The sequence below is a fragment of the Stenotrophomonas sp. 17(2023) genome, from assembly GCF_030345315.1.
GTDB classification, from domain to species: Bacteria; Pseudomonadota; Gammaproteobacteria; order Xanthomonadales; family Xanthomonadaceae; genus Stenotrophomonas; species Stenotrophomonas acidaminiphila.
Genome location: NZ_CP128405.1, coordinates 447571 through 473388, shown reverse-complemented (window position 1 = coordinate 473388; position 25818 = coordinate 447571). Strand labels below are relative to the sequence as shown.

The following is a 25818-nucleotide window of genomic DNA, read 5'->3' as shown; positions in this document are numbered from 1 at the left end:
GCACCCGGCAACAAATAACCTCGGCATCAACGTTTTATTGCCAAAGCGGAAACAATGGACACCATCGATGCCATGCGGGTGTTCGTCGCGGTGGTCGAGCGCAATGGTTTCAGCGCCGCCGCCCAGGCCCTGGACCTGTCCACCGCCGCCGTCACCCGGCAGGTCGCCGCACTGGAAAGGCGCCTGTCCGCGCGCCTGCTCAACCGCACCACGCGGCGGGTCAGCCCGACCAGCATCGGCACCGCCTACTACCAGCGCTGCGTGCAGCTGCTGGCCGAGTTCGACGCGCTCGAGGCCTCGGTCGGTGCGCAGGCGCTGCAGCCTTCGGGCCGGCTGCGGATCAATGCGCCGGTCAGCTATGGCATCGCCCGCCTGGCGCCGCTGCTGCCCGGCTATGCCGAGCGCCACCCGCAGGTGGAACTGGACCTGTCGCTGTCCGACCGGCAGGTGGACATGGTCGAGGAAGGCTTCGACCTGGCGATCCGCATCACCCGCCAGCCGGCGCCCTCGCTGATCGCCCGGCGCCTGGCCGAAGCAGCGATCGTGCTGTGCGCCGCACCGGCCTACCTGGCGCGGCATGGCACCCCGGAGCGCCCGGACGACCTGTCGCGGCACGCATGCCTGGCCTACAGCTACTGGGCCGGGGGCGACAGCTGGCACCTGCAGGGGCCGCAGGGCGAAGCGAGCGTGCCGGTGGCCGCGCGCATGCGCGCCAACAACGGCGAGGTACTGCGCGAGGCGGCCATCGCCGGCATGGGCATCATCGCGCAGCCGGATTTCATCGTCGGCCAGGCCCTGGCCGATGGCCGCCTGGTCACGGTGCTGCCGGACTGGCAACTGCCGCCGGTCGGCATCCATGCGCTCTACGCCAGCCGCAGCCACCTGGCGCCGAAGGTACGCAGCTTCATCGACTACCTGGTGGAACGGCTCGGCACGGACGCGGCCGGCCCGGGCTCACGCTGAGTCGGGCACCAGGGCCAGCAGCGCCAGCAGATCGCGCAACGGCATCGGCCGGCCCAGCAGATAACCCTGCACCTGGTCGCAGCCGTGCGCCACCAGCCAGTCGAGCTGGCCTTCGGTCTCCACGCCCTCGGCGATCACCACCAACCCCATGCTGTGCCCCAGCGACAACAGCGCGCGGCAGATGGCGGCATTGCGCGGGTTGCGTTCCACGTCGGCGACGAACGCGCGGTCGATCTTCAGCGAATCCAGCGCCAGGTGCTGCAGGTAGGACATGCTGGAAAAGCCGGTACCGAAGTCGTCCAGGGCCACCGCGATGCCATGGGCGCTCAGGCTCTCCAGCACCTGCATCGCCTGCGCCGGATTGCGCATCAGGCTGCTCTCGGTCAGCTCCATCTGCAGCGCGCCCCGCGGCAGCCCGTGCTCGGCGGCGGCGTGGGTGAACTCGCCGACCAGGTCGCTGTTGAACAGCTGCACCGCCGAGACGTTGACCGCGATCGGCAGCCCGGCCCAGCCGTTGTCGGCCAGCACGCGTCCGGCGCGCGCGGCCGCACGGATCACCCAGCGCCCCAGCGCGATGATCTGGCCGGTGTCCTCGCACAGCTGGATGAAGTCCGACGGGGGGATGAAGCTGCCATCGGGCTGCGGCCAGCGCAGCAGCGCTTCCAGCAGCGCCGGCGAACCATCGACGGCATGCCGGATCGGCTGGAAATACAGTTCGAACTCGTCGCGTTCGATGGCCAGGTGGATGCGCCCGGCCAGTTGCAGGCGGTCGGCGTGGCGCTGTGCCAGCGCGTGATCGAAGCGCAGCACGACCACCCCGTTCTCGCGGGCGGCATGGGCCGCCTGCGCCGCGCGCCCCAATACCAGGTCGGCACTCGCGCCATCGCCAGGGTTGCCGGCCACGCCGATGCGCGGTTCCAGCTGGTGGAAGGAGTCGCGGCCGCGCACCGGTTCGGACACCGCCTCGCGCAGCGCCTCCAGTGCCTGTTGCGGATCGTGTCCGTCGGCCACCGCCAGCACGAAATCCTCGGCCGGCTGGTACGCAAGCAGGCCGTAGCGCGCGCCCAGCGTATCGAGCCGGGCAACCATCGCCTGCAGGACCTCGTCGCCGGCTTCGCGGCCCAGCGTGTCGGTGACCATCTGCAGCCCGCGCAGTTGCGCATGCAGGATGGTGTAGCCGGCACCGCCGGCGTCCAGCCGCTCGGCCAGCGCTTCGATCGTCAGCAGGCCGGTGCCGGGGTGGTGGCTGGCACGCCAGGCCAGGTCGCGCTCGTAGGCCAGCCGCTGGCTGACGTCCTCGGCCAGCACCAGGCAGGCCGGGCGACCATCGAACTCCAGCCGCGCCAGGTGCGCCAGCACCTCGAACCGACTGCCGTCGCGACGCCGGTGCACGCGCACCTGCGGTGCCGGCGAACTGCCGTCCCGGGACTCCTCCAGCGTGCGCTGGATTTCCTCCCTGGCCTCCTCCGGGCGTATGTCGAGGATGCTCATGGCGAGGAATTCCTCGCGGCTGTAACCGTACTGATCGATCGCGGCCTGGTTCACTTCCAGGAACTGCAGCGTGTCCAGGTCGAAGATCCAGAACGGCGCGGGATTACGGTCGAACACCAGGCGGAACTGGTGCTCGGCACGCTGCACGCGGGCTTCGCTGCGCACCCGCTCGGTGATGTCGGTGACCGCACCGGTCATGCGCGGATGCGGCCCCAGCTCCTGTACGCGCTCGCCCCGCGCCGACAGCCAGCGCACCGAGCCGTCGTGCAGCACCAGGCGGAACAGCGCGTTCACCGCACGCCCGGCCTCCGTCGCCTGCCGGACCTGCTCGCGCAGCCACGGGCGGTCTTCCTCGTGCACGTGGTCGTAGAACTCTTCCAGCCGCGCATGCCGTACCGGCAACGCGAACATCCGCCGGGTCAGCGCCGACCAGTGCAGGATGCCGTCCTTGCGGTCGATCGACCATGTCCCCACCTTGCCGACCTGGTGCGCCAGCGCCAGTTCCGCCGCGCCGGCGCGCAGCTCGTCGGCCAGCCGCGCCTGGCGCTGCGCACCACGGCGCATGCTGCCGTACAGATACGCGAACCCGCACAGGTACAGCAGGTAGATGCCGCAGGCGACATAGAAATACGTACGCCACGGTGCCATGACCTCGTCATAGGACAGGCCGGCGAACAGGACCAGCGGGTAATCGCGCGGCGCGCTCACCGCGACGACGCGGCGCACGCCGTCCATCTGGCTGGTCGTCACCCCCAGCGCCTGCACCTGGTCGGCCCCGGGCAGCGGGCGTATCGGGCGCGGCAACGGCCGCTCCACCGCCGATGGATCCAGGCTGTGCGCCAGCAGCGCGCCCTGGCGGCTGCTGATCGAGACCACGCCGCTGCGGCCGGTATCCAGGCCACTGACCACCCGCTGGAACACCGCCAGGCGCACCCGTGCCAGCAGCCACTGGCCCGGCTGTACCGGCACCGCGGTCAACAGCACCATGCCGCCACCGGGAAGCGCCTCCAGCCCACCCACGTACAGCTCGCCGGCCAGTACGCGGTTCTCCGGCACCACCCACTGCGCGAGCGTCGGATCGCCGCGGCCTTCGAACAGCGGCATGCCGGCGTCGTCGACCACGGTGATCGCGGCCAGGTCGGTATTGCGTTCGAGCGTGCCGCGCACGCTGGCGGCCAGCAGCGCCGGCGCGCGCTCCGGCACCTGCCGGTAGTACTCGCGGCCGTCGCGGGCGGCGCCGCGCAGCGCACGTTCCATGGTGGTCAGTTCCGCCCGCAGCAGGCGGTCGCTGCCGGTCGCCAGCGCCATGCTCTGGCGCTGCGCGGCCTGCAGGCGGCTGCCGCGGTCGTTCCACAACATGATCGCCAGGGTCGCCGCCAGCAGCAGCGCGATCACGGCGCCGAACACGGCGACCTGGCGCAGGGGCTGGCTCATGCCCCGGGGCACCGGCATCTTCCCTGCGTCAGCATTCGCTCTGCGTGCATGGTCTCGTTCGTTGTCCGCCGTGCCATCGGAAACCGCCGGCCGCCCGCGGCCAGCCGCTTCACTGGCGCTGCGCCGCACGCACGCAATGCGACGACCGTCCTCCCACGGAAGCCGCTATCGATGTCCGTTCGACAGCATGCAGTACAAACGCCCCCGACGGGAAGACTTGGCACGCGACAAGTACCCGAATCGGCAAGGCGACATCGCAGGCGTGGCACTAGACTGCGCACTCCATCCCAGAATCCGGAGCCAGCATGGCCCTGCAACGTTCGATCCTCGCACTCGCTCTCGGGTCCGCGCTGTCGCTGAGCGGCTGCGGCGGCGACAACGCTCCCGCCGGACAGACCACGGCAGCCACCGCCGCGCCGGCTGCCGTGGCCAGGGCGCAGCTGGGCAGCTTCGGCTTCGACGTCTCCGGCATGGACCGCAGCGTGGCCGCCGGCGACAACTTCTTCGACTTCGCCAACGGCCAGTGGGTGCAGCGCACCGGGATCCCGGCCGACCGTTCCAGCTTCGGCAGCTTCAACATCATCTACGAGAAGACCCTGGGCGATACCCGCGCGATCCTGGAGGAAGCCACCCGCGCCAGCGACGGCGATGCGCGCAGGATCGGCGACTACTACGCCGCGTTCATGGACGAAGCCGGCATCGAGGCGCGCGGCGTGGCACCGGTGCAGCCACAGCTGCAGGCCATCGCAGCCATCGCCGACCGGCAGGCGCTGGCACGGACCCTGGGCGCCAGCCTGCGTGCCGACGTCGACCTGCTCAATGCCACCAACTTCTACACCCCGCACCTGTTCGGCGTCTGGGTGTCGGTGGACCTGCTGCAGCCGGACCGCAACGTGCCCTACCTGGTGCAGGGCGGACTGGGCATGCCCGACCGCGACTTCTACCTGGAGGGCGGGCGCATGGCCGAACTGCGCACGGCCTACGAGGGCTATGTCGCCCGGCTGCTGGAATTGTCCGGCGACAGCGCCGCCGCGGCCAAGGCCGCGCGCATCGTCGCGCTGGAAACCAGGATCGCGCGCGCGCATGCCACCCAGGAGGAGACCAACGACGTGGAGAAGGGCGCCAATGCCTGGAAACAGTCCGATCTGGCGGCGAAGGCGCCGGGCATGGACTGGGCGGCGTTCCTGGATGCGGCCGGGCTGTCGGCGCAGCAGGACTTCATCGTCTGGCAGCCCCGGGCGGTGGCCGGGTTGTCGAAGCTGGTCGCCAGCGAGCCGCTGGACACGTGGAAGGAATACCTGGCGTTCCACGCCCTGGACGAGGCCGCACCGTACCTGCCCAAGGCGTTCGCCGATGCGCACTTCGCCTTCCACGGCACCGCGATGAGCGGTACCCCGCAGCAGAGCGAACGCTGGAAGCGCGCGGTCAGCGAGACCAACAACGCCATCGGCGAGGCGGTCGGCAAGCTTTACGTCGAGCGCCATTTCGACGCTGCCACCAAGGCACGCGCGGACGAGATGGCCCGGAACATCATCGCCGCCTTCGCCAAGCGCATCGATGCGCTTGAATGGATGTCGCCGCAGACCAAGGCGCACGCACAGGCCAAGGTGGCCGGGCTCAAGGTCGGCATGGGCTACCCGGACAAATGGCGCGACTACGGCGCACTCGAGGTGAAGCGCGACGACGCGCTGGGCAACGCGCAGCGCGCGGCGCTGTTCGAGTACCGGCGCAACATCGCCAAGCTCGGCCAGCCGGTCGACCGCGGCGAATGGGCGATGCTGCCGCAGACCATCAATGCCATGAACGTGCCGCTGGAAAACCGCCTGGTGTTCCCGGCCGCGATCCTGCAGCCGCCGTTCTTCGACCCGGCGGCCGACGATGCGGTGAACTACGGTGCCATCGGCGCGGTGATCGGCCACGAGATCAGCCATGGCTTCGACAACGCCGGCGCGCTGTTCGACGAGACCGGCAGGCTGCACAACTGGTGGACGGCCGAAGACCTGAAGCAGTTCAACGCCGCCGGCGACGCGCTGGCCGCGCAGTTCAGCAGCTACGCGCCGTTCCCGGGCGTGCACGTCAATGGCCGCCTGACCCTGGGCGAGAACATCGCCGACGTGGCCGGGCTGGCGACCGCCCATGATGCCTACCGCATGGCGCAGCAGGGCAAGCCGGCGCAGGACCTGGAAGGCTTCACCCCGGACCAGCGCTTCTTCCTCGGCTTCGCCCAGGCCTGGCGCAGCAAGATGCGCGAGCAGGCACTGCGCAATTCGCTGCTGACCAACGTGCATGCGCCGGGCCAGTTCCGCACGCTGACCGTGCGCAATCTCGATGCGTGGTATCCGGCATTCGGGGTCAAGGAAGGCCAGGCCCTGTACCTGGCGCCGGACAAGCGGGTCAAGGTCTGGTAACGCGGCGCTGGTTGGCAGGCGCAGCACGGGGTCGGAGCCGGGTCGTGCGGGTGGCGATCCGACCCTGACCCCGGGCTTGGCCGGTCACGCTGGCCAGTGCAGCAGTGACTGCGGGTCGCGTCCCATGCGCTGGCAGGCGCGTGCGGCGATGCCGTCGCCCAGCGCGGCGCGGAACAAGGGCGCCGACCCGCGCAGCAGGCGTGCGGCGAGCGCCGCACGCAGGCGCTGGCCGCGGCGGTCACGGCCGAGCAGCGGCGGTGCCCAGTCCGGCAACAATGCCGCGCCCGCGGCCAGGAACAGGTCGCGCGATGCCCCGGGCAACGGTACCGGCAGGCGCACGCCCTCGAGCACCGCCAGCACCTCGCGCGAACGCGCGTCCATGTGCAGTTGCGGCTGCCGTGCGGCGAAGTACGCGCGCACCTGTGCCTGGCTCGCCGGTACCGCACGCGCGCCCAGCGCCTCGGCCACGCGCCGGTACTCGTCGTAGTAGCGGTCGGCGATGGGCTCGGGCACGTCGCGGCAATAGCGGCGGCAGCCCTCGAGGAAGCCGTAGGCTTCGGTGACATGCACCCAGGTGAGCAGTTCCGGATCGTCGGCGGCATAGGCGCGGCCATCGGGCAGGGTGCCGGCCACGCGCACGTGGATCCGCCGCACCCGCCCGACCAGTGCTTCCACCTCCGCCGCCGGCGCGTAGCTGGTGCCGGCCACGAACGCGGTGGTGCGGCGCAGGCGCCCGACCAGGTCCTGGCGGAAGTTGGAATGGTCGTAGACGCCGGCCAGCGCGCGCGGGTGCAGCAACTGCAGCATCAGCGCGCACAGGCCGCCGGCGAGCATGCCCGGGAATTCGGAGTGGATGCGCCAGGTCACGCTGTCGGGGCCGAACCAGCCCGGGTCGCCCGGCGGCGCGTCGTAATCGATGCCGCTGCGGTCGCGCGGGAAGGCATCGAGCACCCAGCGCCGGATCTGCGCGGTGGCGGCCGATGACACGGGGGCGGACAGGAACGACATGCGGATATCGTAGTGGAACGGCCGCGCACGCCGGCCGCGGCCGCGGCGGCGCGCAGCCGGGCGCGGCGCCCCCGGGTTGGCCGCCGGCCACCGCCCACGCCATGTGCGTCCGCAGCATGCCGATGCGCTTTCGATTTCTGATTCCGCCACTTGCACGATGACGCGCCGCAAAAAGCCGGGGCCATGCAGGCGCCCGGCAACGCCGCCGCGCAGGCGTCGTCGCATCGCGCCCATTGCCAAGCCGCATGAAAGTGCTAGAACTGGAACCGCCAGATCGTTCCACGCCGTATCCGTCGCTCGTTCCAGCCAGTATCTGCAAGGAGCTCCACATGATCGCGTTGTTCAAGGGTTTGGGTTTGTTGCTGCAGGACAATGAGCTGTACCGCAGTCCGTTCGAGAAGCAGGTCGCGCACTGGAAGAACCTCAGCGACGAACAGATACGCGACGAGGTGGCGGTACTGGCCAAGGCCAAGTGCCAGTGGCTGATGGCGTCCATCGTGCTCTGGCAGGCGGCGTCGCTGCTGATCCTCGGGCTGATCACCAACTACCTGTGGCGCGACGATTTCCATATCACCTTCACCCGCGTGGTGATCGTGTTCGGCTCGTGGGTGTCGATCCTGTTCGTGATCTGGTTCATGGCCAACATGTTCGACCATACCGCCGGCTTCGAGCGCTGGATGAAGGCCTTCAACAGCCGCGCACGGATCAGCTCCGACGCCGACAGCGTGGAAACCGTGGCCGAAGCGCTGGAGATGGCCCGGCACTACCCCGAAGTACTCGACTACAAGCAGGCGGTGGCGTCCCGGCGCGAACTGCGCCACGAGGACATCCGCATCATGCGCGAGCTGGGCCGCATGCGGCAGCATTCGGAACTGGTCGGCAAGCTCAACCACATCGGCGACGACGGGCTGCGCCTGCAACCGGCGTTCTGATCCCGCTGCCGCCGCATCGCTCCCGCAACGCCGCGCTCAGTCGCGGCGTTGCGCATTGCGCGCGCGCACCTGCTGGCCGAAGCCGGCCGGCAACCCCTGCACGTCGCGCACGCCGCCGACCACCAGGCTGAAATCGCCAAGCGCCTGGCGCTGGCATAGTTCGCCGCCGGGCTGTTCACGGCAGTGCTCGCGGTAGAGCCGGTAGAAGCAGTTGCCGCTTTCGCTCTGCAGGCACTGGAAGCGGGCGTGGTCGCCGGACACCGTGGTGCGGCTGAGCACGGCCTGTTCGCCGCTGACACGCACGATCGACGTGTGCCCCTGCGGTTCGCGGTAGCCCAGCATCGCCATCAGGCTGCCGAGCAGGAAAGTCAGGTACTGCATGGCACTTCTCCTTGTACGCCCGCAGGCAGGGACTCACATGCCGCGGAACAGGCTCATGAACGGTTGGCTGACCACCAGCGTCTCGCTGCGGTTCTTCAGCCGCAGTACGCCGCGCCCGCTGTCGTCGCGGCTCACCGCGGCCACCGCCTTCATGTTGACGATGCTGGAACGGTGCACCTGGCGGAAACACTGCGGGTCCAGCACCTGCGCCAGTTCGCGCAGCGAACTGCGCAAAAGCAGTTCCTCGTCGGCGGTGACCACCGCGGTGTACTTGCTGTCGGCGCGGAAATACAGCACGTCCTCCAGCATCACCAGCCGGGTCTCGCGGCCGTTGCTGGCGGTGATCCAGGCCGGCGGCGGCACGGCGCCGGCAACGGCCGGACGCCGCGCCAGCTGGTCCAGCAGCTGGTCAAGCAGCTGCCGGTCCGGTGCCCCGGCCTGCACCCGCGCGAGCACCCGCTGGCGGGTGGCCAGCAGGCGCTCGTCGGCCACCGGCTTGAGCAGGTAATCGACCGCGCCGCGCTCGAACGCATCGATCGCGTACTGGTCGTAGGCGGTGATGAACACCGCCTGGGTGCGCGGACTGAGCGTCTCCAGCGCGCGGGCGACATCGATACCGGTGACGCCGGGCATGCGGATGTCGAGGAAGGCCAGGTCCGGCCGCAGCGTTTCCAGCATTTCCAGCGCGGCGGCGCCATCCTCGCACTCGGCGACGATCCGCAGTTCCGGCCACAGCCGCTGCAGTTGCGCGACCAGCGCCTGGCGCAGCAGCGGTTCGTCCTCGGCGACCAGGGCATCAAGTTGCATGGGGCAGCTCCGGCACGTGGGTGGCGGCGACCGGCGCGGCCCGCGCCGCGGGCGGCCTGCGCGGCAGGGTGATGGTGGCCGCCGCGCCGCTGGGGAAGTTGGATACCAGGGCGAAGCCGGCCTGCGGCCCGCAGCTCAGGCGCAGGCGTTCGCGCAGGTTCTTCAGGCCGATGCCGGTACCGCCGCTGCTGCCGCCCACGCCCTGGCCGTCGTCGGCGACGGTGAGGTGGACCTGGCCATCGCTCTCGCGCGCGAGCACCCAGATCGTGCCGCCGCCGGGCTTGGGCTCCAGCCCGTGCTTGATCGCGTTTTCCACCAGGGTCTGCAGCGCCATCGACGGCAGCGCGACGTCCTGCAGGGAATCGGGCACGTCGATCCGCACCACCAGCCGCGCGCCCATGCGGATGCGCAGGATCTCCAGGTAGGCCTGCACCCGTTCCAGCTCCTGCCCCAGGGTCGACAACGACTGGTCGATGCCGGGCAGCGAGCTGCGCAGGTACTGGATGAGATGACCGAGCATGCGCTCGGCACGTTCGGGATCGGTGCGGGTCAGCACCTGCGCGTTGGCCAGGGTGTTGTACAGGAAGTGGGGCTCGACCTGCGCGTGCAGCAGGTTCAGGCGCGCCACGCTCAGCTCCTTCTCGGCCTCGGCGCGCGCGGCCGATTCGCGCTCGTCGCGGCGCTGCTCGGCCACGCGCTGGCTCATCGCGCGGCTGACCGCTTCGGCGTTCTCGCGGTTGCTGCCCTCGTCGGCCAGCAGCAGGTCCACCCAGGCACCGGCATCGGGCTCGAACAACAGCGTCACACTGCTCGTGCCCTGCCCCGGGGTGACCGTGGCCGAGACCCGGTCGTGCCGCACCGCCAGCCATGCCAGCGGGTTCCAGCGCGACGGCGGCGGCGCCTTGCCCGGGTCCGAGCGCGCGATCCGGGCCCGTACCTGCAGGCTGGCGGGCGAGCTTTCCACGTCCACCACCCGCGGCAGCCCGGCGACCACCGATTCGACCAGGGCGAAGGCCTGCGCGGCGTCGAACGGCAGTTCGATCCGGCGCTGCAGGCGGCTGGACAGGCTGTCGTGGTCCAGCCGCCCGGCCACCAGCTTGACCCGGCGCAGGTGGCTGGCGATGTTGACCGCGGCCATCGCCAGCGCGCCGATCACCAGCAGCGCGAACACCGTGCCCGGGCCACCGAACAGATGCCCCCAGACGATGGCCAGCGCCACCAGCGCCAGCACCCAGGCCAGCAGGATGCGGAGGCAGAACCACAGGCTGGCGATCATCGCGGCGTTCCCGGCTGGACAGTGCTGGCGAGCATAGGCGCTGGGCCGCGGCAGACAAGCGGCATGCGACGAAACCCGCGATCCGGGCGACGAAGGCCGCCGGCCGCGGCCGGAAACGGGCGACGCAAACGACGGACGCCGCCCATCACGGGCGGCGTCCGCGGAGCCTCCGCGCCGTTCCCGGCACGAAGGGCGCTGCCGGCGATGCTCAGCGACGCTGGTCGGCGCTGGCGTCGCGGGTGGCGCGGAACGGCTCGCCCACGCTCCAGTTCGGCCAGGCACGGGAGTTGGCCAGCTGTTCGCCGAGCGTGTACACCACTTCCAGGTCGCGCGCGGCGCCGGCGAAGGTCCAGTCGGGCTGCCATTCGTCGCCCTGCTGGTGGTAGCGCCTGGCGGTGTAGTCGTCGGCGGCCTTCTTGCCGGCCGCCACGCCGCCGTCGATCCAGTCCTGCCCGGCCGAATACGACAGCGCCGGCACGCCGCGCTTGGCGAACGGGAAGTGGTCGGAGCGGAAGAACAGGCCGGCCTCGGGCTTCGGGTCCGGGGTGTAGCGGATGTCCCAGCCCCTGGCCACGTCCTTGAGCTGGTCCAGCAGCTCGAAACGCGCCGAGCCGTAGATGCCGAAATCACGCGACGGCCCGAACGGCGCCATGCCGTCCATGTTGATCAGCGCGACGGTCTTGCCCAGCGGATACAGCGGGTGGCTGGCGTAGTACTCGGAGCCCAGCAGGCCCTTTTCCTCGGCGGTGACCGCCAGGAACACCACCGAACGCTGCGGGCGCGGCGCCTTGGCGAAGCCGCGGGCCAGCTCCAGCAGCGCCGCGGTGCCGCTGGCGTTGTCCAGCGCGCCGTTGAAGATGCGGTCGCCGCGCGCGTCCGGCTCGCCGACGCCGATATGGTCCCAGTGCGCCGAATAGAGCACGGTCTCGTCGGGGTGGCTGCTGCCTTCCAGGCGCGCGACCACGTTGTGCGAGGTGATGACCTCGGTCTTGACCGCGTAGTCGGCCGAGAACGTCTCGCCCTTCAGTTCCACCGGGCGGAAGTCGCGCGACTGCGCCTGCGTCTTCAGCGCCTCGAAGTCCAGGCCGGCGCGCTTGAACAGGTCCACCGCCAGGTCGCGCTGGATCCAGCCTTCCAGCGGCGGGTGCGCCGCGGCCGGGTTGTCGCGCACCACGTCGAACATGGTGTTGGTATTGGAACCGGCCACCGTCGCCCAGCCATAGGAGGCCGGCGCGGTCTCGTGCACGATCAGCACGCCCGCCGCACCCTGGCGCGCGCCTTCCTCGTACTTGTAGGTCCAGCGGCCGTAATAGGTCATGCCCTTGCCATCGAAATCGCCGACGCCGCTCTCGAAGTCCGGGTCGTTGATCAGCACCACCGCGATCTTGCCCTTCAGGTCCACGCCCTTGAAGTCGTCCCAGTTGCGCTCCGGGGCCTTCACGCCATAGCCGACGAACACCAGCGGCGCGTCCTTGATCGCCACCGCGCTGTCGCCATTCATGGCCGCGCGCACGGCGATCTCCTGGCCCTGGGTCAGCGCCTGCGGTGTGCCCTTGCTGGACACTGCCAGCTGCGGGGTGCCGACGATGTCGCCCTTGAGCAACGGCACCGCCTGGGTCCACAGGCGCTTGCCGTCCTTCAGGTCGCCACCGGGCTGCAGGCCGGCGTCGGCGAACTGGCGGCTCAGGTAGGCGATGGTCTTTTCCTCGCCGGCGGTGGCCGGCGAACGGCCCTCATAGGCGTCGGAGGCCAGCTCCTTCACATCGGCGGAAATCCGCGCGCCGTCGAACTTGGGCGGGGCGGCCATCAATGCGGTGGATACCGACATCGCCAGCAGGCTGATCACGATTCGCTTCACATCCATCTCCAGTGGGTCGAACAACCGGTGGAGTGTAGCCAGCGCCACGGCCACCCGGGCAGTGCCGTAACGCATGGGCAACGGCCGGTTCCGGCACAACAGCCGGCCACCGGCGGGCGCGGCACCGCACGGCGGCTACAGGTCTGCCGCGCGGGCGCGCAGCGCCTGGCGTTCGCGGGCGTTGCCGCTCAGCTCGGCGGCACGCTCGAATGCGCTGCGCGCCTCGTCGCGCCGGCCCAGGTGCTCGAGCAGGTCGCCACGTACCGCCTGCAGCGGCGCATAGTCATCCAGCCGGCCGTCCTGCTGCAGGGCCTCGAGCAGCGGCCAGGCGGCCTGCGGCCCCTGCGCGCGGGCCACCGCCACGGCGCGGTTGAGTTCGACCACCGGCGACGGCATGACCCGCGCCAGCCGCGCATACAGCTGCGCGATGCCGGCCCAGTCGGTCCGGTCGGCGCGACGTGCCCGCGCATGGCAGGCGGCGATGGCCGCCTGCAGCACATAGGCATCGTCCCCGCCGCCCAGCGCCAGCGCCTTCTCCAGCAACGCCTGGCCACGGCCGATCTGCAGCCAGTCCCAGCGGCTGCGGTCCTGCTCCATCAACAGCACCGCCGCGCCCTGCACATCGGTGCGCGCACCCATCCGCGACGCCTGCAGTTCCATCAGCGCCAGCAACCCCAGCACCGGCGCCGAAGCCGGCAGCAATGCCGCCAGCACCCGGCCCAGGCGCAGCGCCTCCTCGCACAGCGCCGGGCGCATCCAGTCCTCGCCGTGGCTGGCGGCGTAGCCTTCGTTGAAGACCAGGTAGACCACTTCCAGCACCGACCGCAGCCGCTGCGGCAGCGCCCGTCGCCGCGGCACCTCGAACGGGATGCCGCGCTCGGCCAGGGTGCGCTTGGCGCGGACGATGCGCTGGGCGATGGTCGGTTCCGGCAGCAGGAACGCACGCGCGATCTCGGCCGTGCTCAGGCCGCACAGCAGGCGCAGGGTCAGCGCCACCCGCGCGTCGGCCGGCAGTACCGGGTGGCAGGCGACGAACAACAGCCGCAGCAGGTCGTCGCCGATGGCGTCTTCCACTTCGCGCTCGTGGTCGCGCACGACGCTCCCCTGGTGGTCCGGCTCGCGCGCCATCGCCTCCTGCTTCCCGGCGTGCAGGCGGCGCTGGCGCAGCAGGTCGATCGCCCGGCGCTGGGCGGTGGTCATCAGCCACGCGCCGGGGTTGTCGGGCACGCCCTGCCGCGGCCAGTGCTCGAGCGCGGCGACCAGCGCGTCCTGGGCCAGTTCCTCGGCACTGTCCAGGTCGCCCAGCATCCGCGCCAGGCGCGCGATCAGGCGCGGCGACTCCATGCGCCACACCGTATCGAGCCTGCGCTGGATTTCGCGGGTGTCCATCCGCCCGCGATCACAGCACTGCATCGGCGGGGGCGCAAGCGCACCGCCGGTCACGCGTCGACGAAGGCCTTGAACCCACCCCAGAACATGCGCTTGCCGTCGAACGGGACATTGCCGGCGTTCATGCCGGCCAGGCGCGGATCGGCCATCGCCCTGGCATTGACCCGGTCGCGGTGCGCGCGCGAGCGGTAGACGATGTAGGCGAAGACCACCACTTCGCCGGGCTTGAGCTTGACCGCCTGCGGGAACGAGGTGTGCCTGCCCGGCTTGACGTCATCGGCCACCGCTTCCAGATAGGCCAGTGCGCCATGCTCCTTCCACACCTTGCTGCCCAGGCGCGCCATGCGCCGGTACTCGGCGAGCCGCTCCTGCGGCACCGGTATCACGAAACCATCGACATAACGCATCGCTGTCTCCTGCATGCAATGAACGGGCGGGGCGACCGCGGGCCCGCGGCCGCCGGGGGTTCAGCCGGGTTCGCCGTCCATGTGGGCGATTTCCCACAGGTGGCCGTCCAGGTCCTGGAAGCCACGCTGGTACATGAAGCCGTAGTCACGCGCCGGCATCGGCTCGTCCGCGCCGGCGGCCAGCGCCTTGTCCAGCAGCGCGTCCACCGCGGCGCGGCTGGGTGCCGACAGGCAGGTGATGACCTCGGTGTGGCTGCGCGCATCGCACAGCGGCCTGGGCGTGAAGCCGCGGAAGAACGGCTCCACCAGCAACATCACGTAGATGGTGTCGCTGATGACCATGCACGCCGCGTCCTGGTTGGTGAAGCGCGGGTTGAAGGCATAGCCGAGCGCGGTGAAGAACGCCTTGGACGCGTCCAGGTCGCGTACCGGCAGGTTGACGAAGATCATCTGCGGCGCCGCCATCGTCAGTGGCCCCCGTCCATCGGCTTCATGCAGTTGACCATCCACGGCTTGCCGTAGCGGTCCACCAGCATGCCCCAGCGCCGGGCCCAGAACGTCTCGGCCAACGGCATCTGCACCTGGCCTCCTTCGGCCAGCGCGGCGAACACGCGTTCGGCTTCCTCGACGCTGTCCACGTCGACGTTGATGGTGGTGGCGCACGGCCCCTGGGCAGGCGGGCCGTCGGCGGCCATCAGGATCGCGCCGCCGGCCTCCACCTGGCAGTGAGCGACGTGCTCCGGCCGCGGGCTGTATCCGCCGCAGGCGTCGCCCTCCATGTCGGGGCCGGGGGGCATGTCGGCGTACTTCATCTCCGATACCACCTTGCCGCCCAGTGCCCTGGCGTAGAACGCCATCGCCTCGTGGGTGTCGCCGTTGAAGCCCAGGAAAGGAATCAGTTTCATCGCATGTGTCCTCGGGGTCGGATCAGTCGTTGCGTTCGATGCGGTCGCGCAGACGTTGCTCCTGCGCGCGCAGTTCCGGAGTGAAGGCCTCGCCGAAGTCCTCGGCCTCGAAGACCGGGCGGATCTCCACCTCCACCGGCGCGGTGCCGTCGGCATCGAACGGCGCGCGTGCGAGCCACTCCACCGCCTCGTCCATGGAGCGGACCTGCCACAGCCAGAAGCCGGCGATCAGTTCCCGGGTCTCGGCGAACGGGCCATCGATGAGCTGGCGCCGCGCGCCGTCGAAGCGCACCCGCGCGCCGCGCCGGCTGGGGTGCAGGCCCTCGCCCGCCAGCATGATCCCGGCCTCCACCAGCCGCTCGTTGTAGGCGCCCATCGCCGCAAGCTCGGCCTCGGTGGGCATCACCCCGGCCTCGGTATCCGCCGTCGCCTTCACGATCACCATCACTTTCATCGCACTGCCTTCCACGGTTGCGGACCGGACGATCCGCTTCACACCTGGTACGACGAACCGGCGCCGACAGGATCGACAACGCCGCCGACCTTTTTCATGAACGCGTTAATGATTGCCGCGCCACCGCCCTGCGCCATCATGGGTCCTCATTCCAATCGGCCCCTGCCATGAAATTCCTGCTGCTGATCTACATCGACCCGGAGTTGCTGCAGTCGCTGCCGCAACAGGAGTACGACGCGCAGATGCGCCACTGCCTGGTGCACGCCGACGCCCTGCAGGCGCAGGGCACCTTGCTGATGTCGCAGAAGCTGCAGCCGCCGGCCAGCGCGCGCACCCTGCGCACCCGCGGCGGCCAGGCGCGGGTCACCGACGGCCCCTTCGCCGAGACCCGCGAGATCCTGGCCGGCTTCAACCTGATCGAAGCCGCCGACGCAGGGGAGGCCATGCGCATCGCCCGGCAGTTCCCGTGGGCGGCCTACGGCAGCATCGAAGTGCGCGAGGTGGAGGATCTGCAGGCCGAGCGGGTACGGCTGGGGTAGCCGGGGCCAGAGGCCGCCGCCGAGGGATGCCGGGCATTGGTGGCGGCGTCCCGTCCCGACCTTCTGTCAAGCCTTTTGGGCGGGACTTCGAGAAAAATGAACAGTGACAAAAGTCACATAAATTAAGATCGATACAAATCCAAGTAATTGAAAAACAACGGAAAATTTTTACTTGCATTCGAAACGACTTCCAAACCGTTAACTTTTGGCCAACCGAGGGTTATTGTCAGTTCACTTGGCATTCGGCTCTTGTTCATCTTCTGGTTTCCCGCCAAGGACTTCCACTGGAGAGAGAAATGGTCAAACGCAAGACGATCCAGCGCGCTGCATTGAGCGCGGCACTGAGTGTGTGCATTGCCGGCGGCGCCTATGCACAGAGCACCACCGGCAGCATCCACGGCACGGTTCCCTCGGCTTCGACGGGAACCACGATCGTTCAGATCACCAACAACAGCGGCTTCAACCGCACGGTGACGGCCGACGCCAACGGGCGCTACAACTTCAACGCCCTGCCGGTAGGCAACTACAAGGTCACCGTCCAGCACGACGGGCAGGTGGTCGGCACCCGTGAGGTGACCGTCATCGTCGGTGCCGGTACCGATGCCTCCTTCGCTGGCGCCGGCGGCACCACCTCCACCCTGGAGACGGTCAACGTCACCGCCACTGCGGCTTCCGCCATCGACCTGACCGCCGTCGATACGCGCACCGTGTTCACCGCCGAACAGCTGCAGCGCCTGCCGATCAACCGTTCAGCCGAAGCCATCGCCCTGCTCGCGCCCGGCGCGGTAGCCGGTGCAGGCGGCTTCTCGGCACTGTCCGGCCTGGTGTCCTTCGGCGGCTCGGGCGTTTCGGAAAACGCCTATTACATCAACGGTTACTTCACCGGCGAGCCGCTCTCCAACCTCGGTGGCTCGGGTCTTCCGTTCTTCGCGATCGCCCAGCAGGAAACCTACACCGGCGGCTACAGCGCCAAGTACGGTCGCTCGGACGGCGGCGTCATCAGCCAGATCGGCAAGCGCGGCACCAACGACTGGGAGTTTGGCGGCGAGATCCGCTGGGCACCCAAGGGGCTCCGCGAGAAGCGCAAGGACCTCTACCTGCCCAATCTCGATCTTCCGGATGGATACGACTACGAGGATCCGGAAATGGCCGGGACGATCTACTCCCGCGGCAAGGGCGAGGAGTCGAGTTCCACCACCTACAGCGCTTACGCCGGTGGCCCGATCGTGCGTGACCGCCTGTTCTTCTTCGCCGGCGCGGAAGTCGAGGACAGCAAGACCCTCACCAACCCTGACGCACTGAGTTCGCCGCGATCAACGCATGGCAAGAGCGACGACCACAACATCTACGTCAAGCTGGACTGGAACATCAATGACAACCATATGCTGGAAGCCACCTGGCTGAAGCAGAAGGACGACTACAGCGGCAGCTATTACTCGTACGACATCGATACCGGTACAGAAGGCAACAGGCTGGCCATCGTGCCTACGCCCATCGTCAAGGAAAACGATTACCGCATCTTCAAGTACATCGGCTACCTGAGCGACAACCTGACCCTCAGCGCCACCTACGGCAACAACGAGTTCACCAACCAGCAGATCAATCCGGGCATCCTGCCGGGCATTCCGTATGTAGCCGGCGCCACCAACCAGGACCCGTCGATCACCGGCGGCACGCCGATCCCGAACCGGCAGGGTGGCTACCAGAGCCGTGATGGCAAGAACAAGACCAATGGCCTGCGCGCCGATCTGGAATGGGTGGTCGGCGATCACACCCTCAGCCTGGGCCTGGACAACATCAAGTTCGAAGCCTCCAACGAAGGCACCGCGCAGGTAGCCGATTACTGGGAATACGGTCGCACCAGCAATCCCAACGGCAACCTGTCCGCCGCGCTCGGCGTCGGCGCACCCGGCGGCAACGGTTACTTCGTACGCCAGCTGAAGTACTTCAACAACACCAGCATGTCGCTGGATCAGAAGGCCTGGTACCTCGAGGACCGCTGGCAGATCACCGACAACCTGCTGCTGTCGCTGGGCGTGCGCAACGACCAGTTCACCAACAAGAACGACGTCGGCGAAGTCTACATGGACGCCAAGAACCAGTGGGCCCCGCGCCTGGGCTTCAGCTGGGACGTGTTCGGCGACTCCACGCTCAAGGTATTCGGCAACGCCGGCCGCTACTTCCTGGCGATGCCCAACAACGTGGCCATCCGTGGTGCCTCGGCCTCGACCTACACCTGGGAGTACTTCACCTATACCGGCATCAACAGCGACGGTCTGCCTACCGGCCTGACCGCCGTGCCGGGCGTGAACGGCGGACCGGCGCCGGGTCCCGTATCGTCCAACGGCGAATACGGCACTCCGGTGGATGTGCTGGCGTTCGCGCCGAAGGACCTGAAGAACATGTACCAGGACGAGTACATCCTGGGCTTCGAAAAGCAGATCAGCGAGCGCTGGTTTGCCGGTGCCAAGTTCACCTACCGTGACCTGAAATCGTCGATCGACGACATCTGCGACCCGTACACCCTGCTCGACCACATCGGTGCGGTGGACTATGAAAGCCAGGGCTCGGGCTACAACGCCGAACTGGCCGACGGCCGCCGCGTGTTCGTGAACTACTGCTACATGTTCAACCCGGGTGGCAGCAACACGTTCAGCTTGGCATACCTTGACGCCAATGGCCTGCCGACCGGCGAGCGTACCGACGTCAGGATGACCAGCAAGGACTGGGGCTTCAGCGAAGGTGTCAAGCGTACCTACAAGGCCATCGACCTGTTCATCGAGCATCCGTTCGACGGAACCTGGGAAGGCCGCGCGACCTACACCTACTCCAAGAGCCAGGGCAACAACGAAGGCCAGGTGAAGTCCGAGTTCGGCCAGACCAACATCTCCAAGACCCAGGATTGGGATGCGTGGCAAATGATGGAGTTCGCCAATGGCTACCTCGCCAATGACCGGCGCCATTCGTTGAAGCTGTATGGCAGCTACGCGCTTACCCCGGAGTGGACGGTCGCGGCCAACATGCGCGTGCAGTCGGGTACGCCGATCAGCTGCCTGGGATGGTACAACCCGGATGGCACGATCGACGAGAACTCCGACGAAGCCGATCCGATCGGCTACGAGGCGGCTTACCACACCTGCTTCGGCAAGGTCGCCACGCCGGGCTCGCAGCGCACGCCGTGGACCCGCAACGTGGACATGAGCGTCACCTGGCGCCCAGAGTTCATGGACAAGCGGCTGGCGCTCAGTCTGCAGGTGTTCAACGTGCTCAACAGCCAGGACCCGACCCAGGTGGACGTGACCTCGGAAACCGGTCCCTACACCGTGTCCAACACCTACCTGCTGCCGATCGCCCGGCAGACGCCGCGCTATGTGATGTTCTCGGCGTCGTACAACTTCTGACGGCGCAGCCGTTGTAAAAGCGCTCTGCAACGTGGAGACGCACTGGACCCCGGCCGCATGGCCGGGGTCTTTTTTTGCCGCGGGCCGGCCCCACACCCGGACGACAGACCGCACGCCAGATCGCAGGCAGGGGCAGGACCGGGACCCACATCCCCGGCCATCCCGGCCCGTTCCGGCCTATTCGGCGGCCGTTGCGCCGGAAAGGAGGCGCACGTGCAGGTCCCTGCCCGTCGTGGCCTCGTTGCCACTGTGGTCACGCGCCAGGATCCGCACGATGTAGTCGCCATCGGGCAGGTCGCCGACCTGCAGACGGCCACGGGCAAGGCTGCCGTCGCGCACCGTGTTGGTGAGCACGTAGCGGAACCGCGTCACCGCGCTGCCGTGGACGGTGATGCCGCTGTCTTCGGCATAGGCGACCTTCACCGCCTCGGACTGCGGTGGCATGCGGTTGAACTCGATGTTCATGCGCGGCTGTTCGTGGCCGGGCAGCGGCTGGCCCGCGGCGTCCAGGATCTGGTAGCCCAGCGCATACAGGCCGAGGCGGCGGCGCGGCAGGTTGTCGTCCACCTGGTCCCAGGCCTCGACCACCAGGTGCAGATCGCCGCCGTCGCGCGGCACCAGCAGGCGACCGTCGCGGCGCTCACGCAGCCGCTGGCCCCCGGCATCGAGCAGGGCGATGTCGTCGATGCGCGGCGGCACGTGGTCGGCGTAGTTGGCGAAACCCAGCCGCACGGCGTTGCGCTCGTAACCGGAAGGGCCGACCACCAGGTGCACGTGCGCCTGGCTGTTGATGCTGCCCAGCGCATCACCGGGATCGAAGCGGGTACCGCGGCGCACGCGCACCCGCACCAGCCGCCCGTCGTCGTCGCGCACCTGCTGGAAGCGCACCGGGTCCAGCGGGCGGTTGGACGGATCGCGGCCGACCTTCATGTGGATGTAGTCCACGGTATCCAGCGACAGGCCCTCGGCCTGCCCGCCCGGGCTCCAGCTCGCGGCCGGACTGCTGACCTTGGCCGCGGCGATCGCGAGCACGGTCTGGCCGACATCGCCGCGCACGTCGAAGCCTCCATGCAGGTGGTGGCGGCTCTCGCCGCTGAAGTTGCCGCGCACTTCGCCCAGCGTGCCCACGACTTCGTGCCAGCCGTGCTGCGGCGCCAGCGGCCAGCGCCCCTGGTTGCGCGGCAACGGGTTGTCCATGGACGGCCCGACCGGCGCGTCCGCCACCGCCGCGCCCGCCACCGGTGGCCGCAGGTGGTGGATGCGGTAGCCATCGGCATCGCCGAGCAGCAGGCTGCCATCGGGCGCCAGTGCGATGCCCGCCGGGCGCGCGAAACGCTGCGCGTCGCCGGCCACCGCCACCACATGCCCCGCCGGCGACACCTGCACCACGCGGCCGGTGATGCGCTCGCCGACGTAGGCCACGCCGTCGTGGGTGAGCACCAGCGTCATCGGCCCCCACAGCACGCGCTGGCCATCGGGGCCGCCGATGCGGGTGGCGACCCGGCCCGAGGCATCCACGGTGCGCAGCGCATCGTTGTACAGGTCCGCCACCCACAGCGTGCCGTCGGCGGCCAGCTGGACGTCGGTCGGGGTGTCGAACCGCGCCGCGCCGCCCTGGCCGTCGGTCCAGCCGGGGCGGTCGCCGCCGGCCAGCGTCCACACCCGTCCGTCGGGCTCGATCACGCGGATGCGGTCGTTCCAGGTATCGGCCACGTAGACGCGCCCGGCCGCATCCACCGTCACCCCCATCGGCCCGTCGAAGCGCGCCTGGCGCCCGACCCCGTCGGCGAAGCCGGCCACGCCGTCGCCGGCCAGCGTGCTGACCTCGCCGCGCGGCGTGACCCTGCGGATCGCATGATTGCCGGTGTCGGCGACATACAGGTTGCCGTGCCGGTCCAGCGCCAGCCCGGAAGGCGTATGAAACGCGGCAGCCGCACCGCGGCCGTCGGCGAAGCCCTCGCGGCCACCGGCCAACAGGTGGAAGTCACCGTCCAGCCAGCGATACAGGATGCGGTTGTTGGCGCCCGCGTCGGCCACGTACAGCGTGCCGCCGGTATCCAGGGCCACGCCCCAGGGATCGCTGAAGCGGGTGCGCTGGTCCGGGCCCATCGCATCGCCCTCGACGCCATCGCCCCCCAGCAGGTCGACCTGCGCGCGCCAGCCCAGCGGCGTCGGCACCGGCACCGGCGCCGGCGCATCCGGCGCGCCGGGCGCCCACAGGTAGCTGGCCGCCAACGCGCCGCCCGTCAGTGCCGCCACGACCATCACCCAATGCCTGCGTTCCATGTATATCCCACCCGCTTCGGACCCGGCACCATAGACGCTCACCGGCCCGCGCGTAACCACCCGTTGCCGGCCATGCCACCCCGGGAGCAGCGCATGAACCTGCAACTGCATCTGCAAGAAACGGCCATCCGCCTGCAGGCACCCCATGCCGCGGCGGTGCTGCTGCCGTTGTCGCTGGACGATCTGCTGGCCGCGGGACTGTCGCGCCTTCCACCGGGCGAGGTCGCACTGGAGCAGGCGATCCAGCGGGTCGAGGACGCGCTGATGCCGGCCATTCCCGCCCTGCGCCAGCCCCGGGCGACAGGGCTGGAATGCGCGGACCCGGTGCTGGCGCCGCTGCTGGCGGCCAGCGGGCGCGCGCCGGGGACGGCGGCCACGCTGTCCATCGACGACGTCGAGGAGGTGTTCAACCGCCTGGCGCGGGTGGCGGCCGGGGTGCCCGCGCACAGCCTCGGCCTGCCCGCGCACCCCGGCTTCGCCGCGGCGCTGGTGGTGGTGCGCGAACTGCTGCACCACGTCGGCCTGCCGGCGCTGCGGCTGCTGCCCGCGACGGCCTGAGGCCGGGCGCCGCGGCGCGCCGACCCGGTCATTGCCCTGCGCGTGCCTGGCGCAGGTGCGTGCCGACGGGCACCGAGAACGCGCCCTGGTCGGCCACGTCCCAGTTGATCGACCAGGCCATCACGCCACGGAAGTCCGGGTATGGCCGCGCCGGCTTCAGCGCATCGCAGCCGGTGGCGCGGGTCAGGCAGTCGAAGGCGCGGATGATGGCCGCCGGCGGGGCATGGCCGCTGCCGGCCGCGCGTGGACCCGAAGGCAGGGCCAGCGCCACCTGGTCCGGTCGCAGCCCCTCGAAGCGGCCCTTGCCGCCGGCCAGCTCGAAGCCTTCGATCAGCATTCTGGCCGAGCCCACCATCATGTCCACGCTGCCGGCAGGCAGCGGGTCCGCGTGGTAGGGCGTAGGCAGCCCGCCGTTGTTGTAGAGCTGTACGTGCAGCAGGTCCAGTTCGTCGCGCAGCCCGTCGATCAACGGCAGGTAGGCGCCCCAGATACCCTCCATCGACACCCAGCCGCCCTGCACGTAGGGGTGCTCAGGCGCCATCGACACGTACAGGTTCGGATACATGGCGTGCAGGCGCTTGACCGCCGAGACCAGGCGCGCGGCGACCGGCGCGCCGTGCACGACGCCGGCGATCTTCTCCAGGTCGATGTCGATGCCGTCCAGCCCGTACGCATCGATGGCCTGCGCGGTGGTGCGCACGAAGTTGTCCTCGTCGCGCTGGGTGCGCAGCGTCACCGTCCCCAGTTCGCCGCCAAAGGACAGCACCACGATGCCGCCGGCGGCGCGGCGCGCGGCGATGTCGGCGACCAGCCGCGCCCGCTCCAGTCCCGGCGCCGGGTTGAACGCGATCCTGCCCTCGCCCATGTCGTCGGCGAACGCCAGCACGATCACGTCCCAGCTCCCGTCCACCTGCCCCAGCGGCAGCACCCCGGACCCGTTGTCGAAGTTGTGCAGGTAGCCGACCAGTGCATGCCGCGGCAGCGGGTGGCTGTAGCCGGGCGCCACCCCGACCCGCGGCGCGGCCGCCTGCCCGGGCTGCGCCTGGCAGCCGAACGTGGTGAAAAGGGCGAGGGCATACGACAACAGGCTGACCGGCTTCATCGCGATCCCATGCGGTGGTGGAACCCGATTCTAGGCAGCCCCCGGCACGGAAAAACCTTTCAGGAACATCATCCTGCACAGGTTGTCCGCTGATGGCCGGGGAAGTCCTGGCGGTGGCCGGTACAGGTGTGGAACAGGTCTCCGGCAGCTGTCCCGGGGTGGCCGTGGCGGTGGGGGCCGCGACAATGCGCGCCCGCCACCGGCGCCATGCACCGCGCAGCGTTGCCTGCCGCTGGCGCCACCGCTCAGCCGCAGGTCTTCATGCGTCGCTCCGCATCCCACAGCGCGCGACGTGCCAGGTCATAGGCGCTGTCGGCCGCCGACGGCAGCGTGTGTTCGGCTTCGACCGGGTCGGCGCCATGCCGGTAGCGGTACTCCAGCCGCTCCAGCGCGTCCAGGTGCTGCAGCGCGTTGCCGAACCAGCGGCGGCGCACCTCGTCGCCGCAGCGCGGGTAGCGCCGTTCCAGCTCGCCGATGGCGGTCCGGATGCGACGGCTGGCCTCGCCGTCCAGGCCGGGCAGCGGCTCATGGCGGATCGGCGCGGCCTTGTAGGCATCACCGGTGGCCTCGCTGCCGAGGTCGGCGGCGCGTGCGTGCAGCGACGGGTTGAACGCCACGTCCGGCGCGCGCCGTGCCTGCGCCGGCTGGATGTCCTCACCGTAGACCCACTTCTCCCTGCGTGACTGCCGGGTCCCGGCTGCACGCTTCGAGAACAGGCCGGCGGTGGCGCGCTCGCCGACGCCCGTCGCCAGTTCATCACGATGCTCGAACACCCGCTCGTCGGTGCCGCGCGTGCGGCCGTCGCCGTCAAGTTCGCCGGGCAGGGCGATCCCGCCCTGGCCGTCGTACAGCCGCCGCGACCAGTCCGCGGCAGGGTCTGCAGTGGCCGGTGCGGATGCGGCGGCTGCCGGCCGCGGCTCCGATGCGTGCGGCGGCGGCAGCGCGGCGTGCGCCTGCCCTGCCGGCACCTCGGGTGTGTCCGCCGCCGCCGGCGGCAACGGCGGGGCTTCGCCGTGACGCGCCAGCCAGCGCACCTGCAACCGCTGCGTGCGACTCTTCGGATCGGGCTCGGGCACCTGCCAGAGCACGCGCGCGAACAGGCACAGGATCGCCGCGGTCGCCAGGCCGGCACCGACGCGGTGGGACAACGGTTCTCGACTACGTGAATCCTGCATGCCTCTCCATCGCCGGGTATCTGCGCAGGGCCACGCGCGGACCCGCCGTGGTGCGACCATGCCAGCAACAGACCGGTGGCGGCGCGGCGAGTTCCGTGGTCCGGGCCGGGCGCGGCGACGGCGCGCGACCGGACCGGGTTACGATGGCGCCCCCTTCCGTCACCGGCGCTCGTTCGCGGGCCCGCTCCGCGCATGCCCCACTACTCCGGCCCCCTGCTTACCCGCCCGTTGCTGGACGCCATGCGCGAGGCGCAGCGCGGCGGCAGCGTGGTCTGGAACGGCTCGCTCGACCTCGGCCGCGGCACCGACGAGGTGCGGCTGGAGGCCGATCGCTGGCAGTGGCGCGGCCACGGTTATCCCTGGCCGGAACGGCTCAAGGACCGCACCGTGTACTACTGGGACGGTGGGGATTTCGCGCCGGCCTCGCGCTTCGGCAATGGCCTGTACAAGCTGGTGCCGACCGAGTGGGGCGTGCCCACCTTCGAGATCGACGGCATCAAGATGCTGGTCAGCGCGCAGTTGTCGCCGATGGAGGACGCGCGCCGCAAGGTCGCCCTGGTCGCGCCGCGCGGCAAGCAGGTGCTCGACACCTGCGGCGGCATGGGCTACTTCGCCGCCTGCTGCCTGGAGGCCGGGGTGACGGCGGTGCGTTCGTTCGAGAAGAGTCCGGAAGTGCTGTGGCTGCGCACCCTCAACCCCTGGTCGCCGGATCCCGGGTCGGACGCAGCGGGCGGACGCCTGACGCTGACGCACGGCGATATCTCGCTGGCCATCGCGGACATCGCCGATGCCTCGGTGGACGCCGTGCTGCACGATCCGCCGCGCTTCGGCATCGCCGGCGAACTGTATTCGCAGGCGTTCTACGACCACCTGGCGCGGGTGCTGCGCCGGGGTGGCCAGCTGTTCCACTACACCGGCATGCCCAACAGGCTGACCAGCGGCCGCGACGTGCCGCGCGAGGTCGCCACCCGCCTGGCCAGGGCCGGCTTCCGCGCGCGCCCGGAACTGGACGGGGTGTTCGCGGTCCGCAGCTGAACGGCGCCG

Annotated in this window: 21 protein-coding genes; 7 read left to right on the top strand and 14 right to left on the bottom strand. The window is 69.8% G+C overall.

The window, feature by feature from the left end; genetic code table 11:
* Nucleotides 1–54: 54 nt before the first annotated feature.
* On the top strand, nucleotides 55–963 hold the full coding sequence (locus QQA12_RS02005; protein WP_226050492.1) for a LysR family transcriptional regulator: 909 nt from the start codon (nucleotides 55–57) through the stop codon (nucleotides 961–963).
* On the opposite strand, the gene QQA12_RS02000 is transcribed toward QQA12_RS02005, so the two are convergent.
* Nucleotides 955–3888, bottom strand: a complete 2934-nt coding sequence (locus tag QQA12_RS02000; protein ID WP_226050493.1) for an EAL domain-containing protein — start codon at nucleotides 3886–3888, stop codon at nucleotides 955–957. The two genes, QQA12_RS02005 and QQA12_RS02000, sit on opposite strands and share 9 nt — an antisense overlap.
* 305 nt (nucleotides 3889–4193) lie before the next feature.
* Here QQA12_RS02000 and QQA12_RS01995 point away from each other — a divergent pair, with 305 nt between their 5' ends.
* Nucleotides 4194–6296, top strand: coding sequence for a M13 family metallopeptidase (locus QQA12_RS01995; protein ID WP_226050494.1), 2103 nt, complete (start codon nucleotides 4194–4196; stop codon nucleotides 6294–6296).
* A gap of 84 nt (nucleotides 6297–6380) precedes the next feature.
* Here QQA12_RS01995 and QQA12_RS01990 read toward each other — a convergent pair whose 3' ends face one another.
* Nucleotides 6381–7304: an oxygenase MpaB family protein gene (locus tag QQA12_RS01990; protein WP_226050495.1), complete on the bottom strand. Its 924-nt coding sequence runs from the start codon at nucleotides 7302–7304 to the stop codon at nucleotides 6381–6383.
* 329 nt (nucleotides 7305–7633) lie between these two features.
* Here QQA12_RS01990 and QQA12_RS01985 point away from each other — a divergent pair, with 329 nt between their 5' ends.
* Complete coding sequence (locus tag QQA12_RS01985; protein ID WP_054661868.1) at nucleotides 7634–8236, top strand: hypothetical protein; 603 nt, start codon at nucleotides 7634–7636, stop codon at nucleotides 8234–8236.
* A 36-nt stretch (nucleotides 8237–8272) separates the two neighbouring features.
* On the opposite strand, the gene QQA12_RS01980 is transcribed toward QQA12_RS01985, so the two are convergent.
* The 9 genes from QQA12_RS01980 to QQA12_RS01940 all read right to left on the bottom strand — a co-directional run bounded on the left by QQA12_RS01980 (nucleotide 8273) and on the right by QQA12_RS01940 (nucleotide 15713).
* Nucleotides 8273–8617, bottom strand: a complete 345-nt coding sequence (locus tag QQA12_RS01980) for a hypothetical protein (protein ID WP_054661865.1) — start codon at nucleotides 8615–8617, stop codon at nucleotides 8273–8275.
* 33 nt (nucleotides 8618–8650) lie between these two features.
* Nucleotides 8651–9424 (bottom strand): LytTR family DNA-binding domain-containing protein, encoded by a 774-nt coding sequence (locus QQA12_RS01975; protein ID WP_182212606.1) that lies wholly within the window; start codon nucleotides 9422–9424, stop codon nucleotides 8651–8653.
* Entirely contained in the window at nucleotides 9414–10700 is a 1287-nt protein-coding gene (locus tag QQA12_RS01970) for a histidine kinase (RefSeq protein ID WP_056931063.1), read from the bottom strand. The genes QQA12_RS01975 and QQA12_RS01970 overlap by 11 nt, the downstream gene beginning before the upstream one ends.
* A gap of 208 nt (nucleotides 10701–10908) precedes the next feature.
* On the bottom strand, nucleotides 10909–12558 hold the full coding sequence (locus QQA12_RS01965) for a M28 family metallopeptidase (protein WP_226050612.1): 1650 nt from the start codon (nucleotides 12556–12558) through the stop codon (nucleotides 10909–10911).
* A gap of 135 nt (nucleotides 12559–12693) precedes the next feature.
* Nucleotides 12694–13947: an RNA polymerase sigma factor gene (locus QQA12_RS01960; protein WP_226050496.1), complete on the bottom strand. Its 1254-nt coding sequence runs from the start codon at nucleotides 13945–13947 to the stop codon at nucleotides 12694–12696.
* Between the two features lie 50 nt (nucleotides 13948–13997).
* Nucleotides 13998–14354, bottom strand: a complete 357-nt coding sequence (locus tag QQA12_RS01955; protein ID WP_054661853.1) for a DUF1428 domain-containing protein — start codon at nucleotides 14352–14354, stop codon at nucleotides 13998–14000.
* 60 nt (nucleotides 14355–14414) lie between these two features.
* The gene (locus QQA12_RS01950) at nucleotides 14415–14825 is read right to left on the bottom strand and encodes a VOC family protein (protein ID WP_054668538.1); all 411 of its coding nucleotides are present in this window, start codon (nucleotides 14823–14825) and stop codon (nucleotides 14415–14417) included.
* Entirely contained in the window at nucleotides 14822–15259 is a 438-nt protein-coding gene (locus tag QQA12_RS01945) for a VOC family protein (RefSeq protein WP_226050497.1), read from the bottom strand. Before QQA12_RS01945 ends, QQA12_RS01950 begins: the two co-directional genes overlap by 4 nt.
* A gap of 22 nt (nucleotides 15260–15281) precedes the next feature.
* Nucleotides 15282–15713, bottom strand: a complete 432-nt coding sequence (locus QQA12_RS01940; protein ID WP_056931111.1) for a YciI family protein — start codon at nucleotides 15711–15713, stop codon at nucleotides 15282–15284.
* A 167-nt stretch (nucleotides 15714–15880) separates the two neighbouring features.
* Between QQA12_RS01940 and QQA12_RS01935 the strand changes: the two genes are divergently transcribed.
* Both QQA12_RS01935 and QQA12_RS01930 read left to right on the top strand, forming a co-directional pair.
* Nucleotides 15881–16252, top strand: coding sequence for a YciI family protein (locus tag QQA12_RS01935; protein ID WP_054661844.1), 372 nt, complete (start codon nucleotides 15881–15883; stop codon nucleotides 16250–16252).
* 296 nt (nucleotides 16253–16548) lie between these two features.
* On the top strand, nucleotides 16549–19653 hold the full coding sequence (locus tag QQA12_RS01930; protein ID WP_226050498.1) for a TonB-dependent receptor: 3105 nt from the start codon (nucleotides 16549–16551) through the stop codon (nucleotides 19651–19653).
* Between the two features lie 177 nt (nucleotides 19654–19830).
* Here QQA12_RS01930 and QQA12_RS01925 read toward each other — a convergent pair whose 3' ends face one another.
* Entirely contained in the window at nucleotides 19831–21939 is a 2109-nt protein-coding gene (locus QQA12_RS01925; protein WP_226050499.1) for a gluconolaconase, read from the bottom strand.
* Between the two features lie 93 nt (nucleotides 21940–22032).
* Between QQA12_RS01925 and QQA12_RS01920 the strand changes: the two genes are divergently transcribed.
* Nucleotides 22033–22497, top strand: a complete 465-nt coding sequence (locus QQA12_RS01920) for a hypothetical protein (protein ID WP_226050500.1) — start codon at nucleotides 22033–22035, stop codon at nucleotides 22495–22497.
* A gap of 28 nt (nucleotides 22498–22525) precedes the next feature.
* Here the strand turns inward: QQA12_RS01920 and QQA12_RS01915 are convergent, their stop codons facing one another.
* The gene (locus QQA12_RS01915) at nucleotides 22526–23599 is read right to left on the bottom strand and encodes a chitinase (protein WP_226050501.1); all 1074 of its coding nucleotides are present in this window, start codon (nucleotides 23597–23599) and stop codon (nucleotides 22526–22528) included.
* Nucleotides 23600–23844: 245 nt separating this feature from the next.
* Nucleotides 23845–24747: a hypothetical protein gene (locus QQA12_RS01910; RefSeq protein WP_226050502.1), complete on the bottom strand. Its 903-nt coding sequence runs from the start codon at nucleotides 24745–24747 to the stop codon at nucleotides 23845–23847.
* A gap of 219 nt (nucleotides 24748–24966) precedes the next feature.
* Here QQA12_RS01910 and QQA12_RS01905 point away from each other — a divergent pair, with 219 nt between their 5' ends.
* On the top strand, nucleotides 24967–25809 hold the full coding sequence (locus QQA12_RS01905; RefSeq protein ID WP_056931056.1) for an SAM-dependent methyltransferase: 843 nt from the start codon (nucleotides 24967–24969) through the stop codon (nucleotides 25807–25809).
* Nucleotides 25810–25818: the final 9 nt, after the last annotated feature.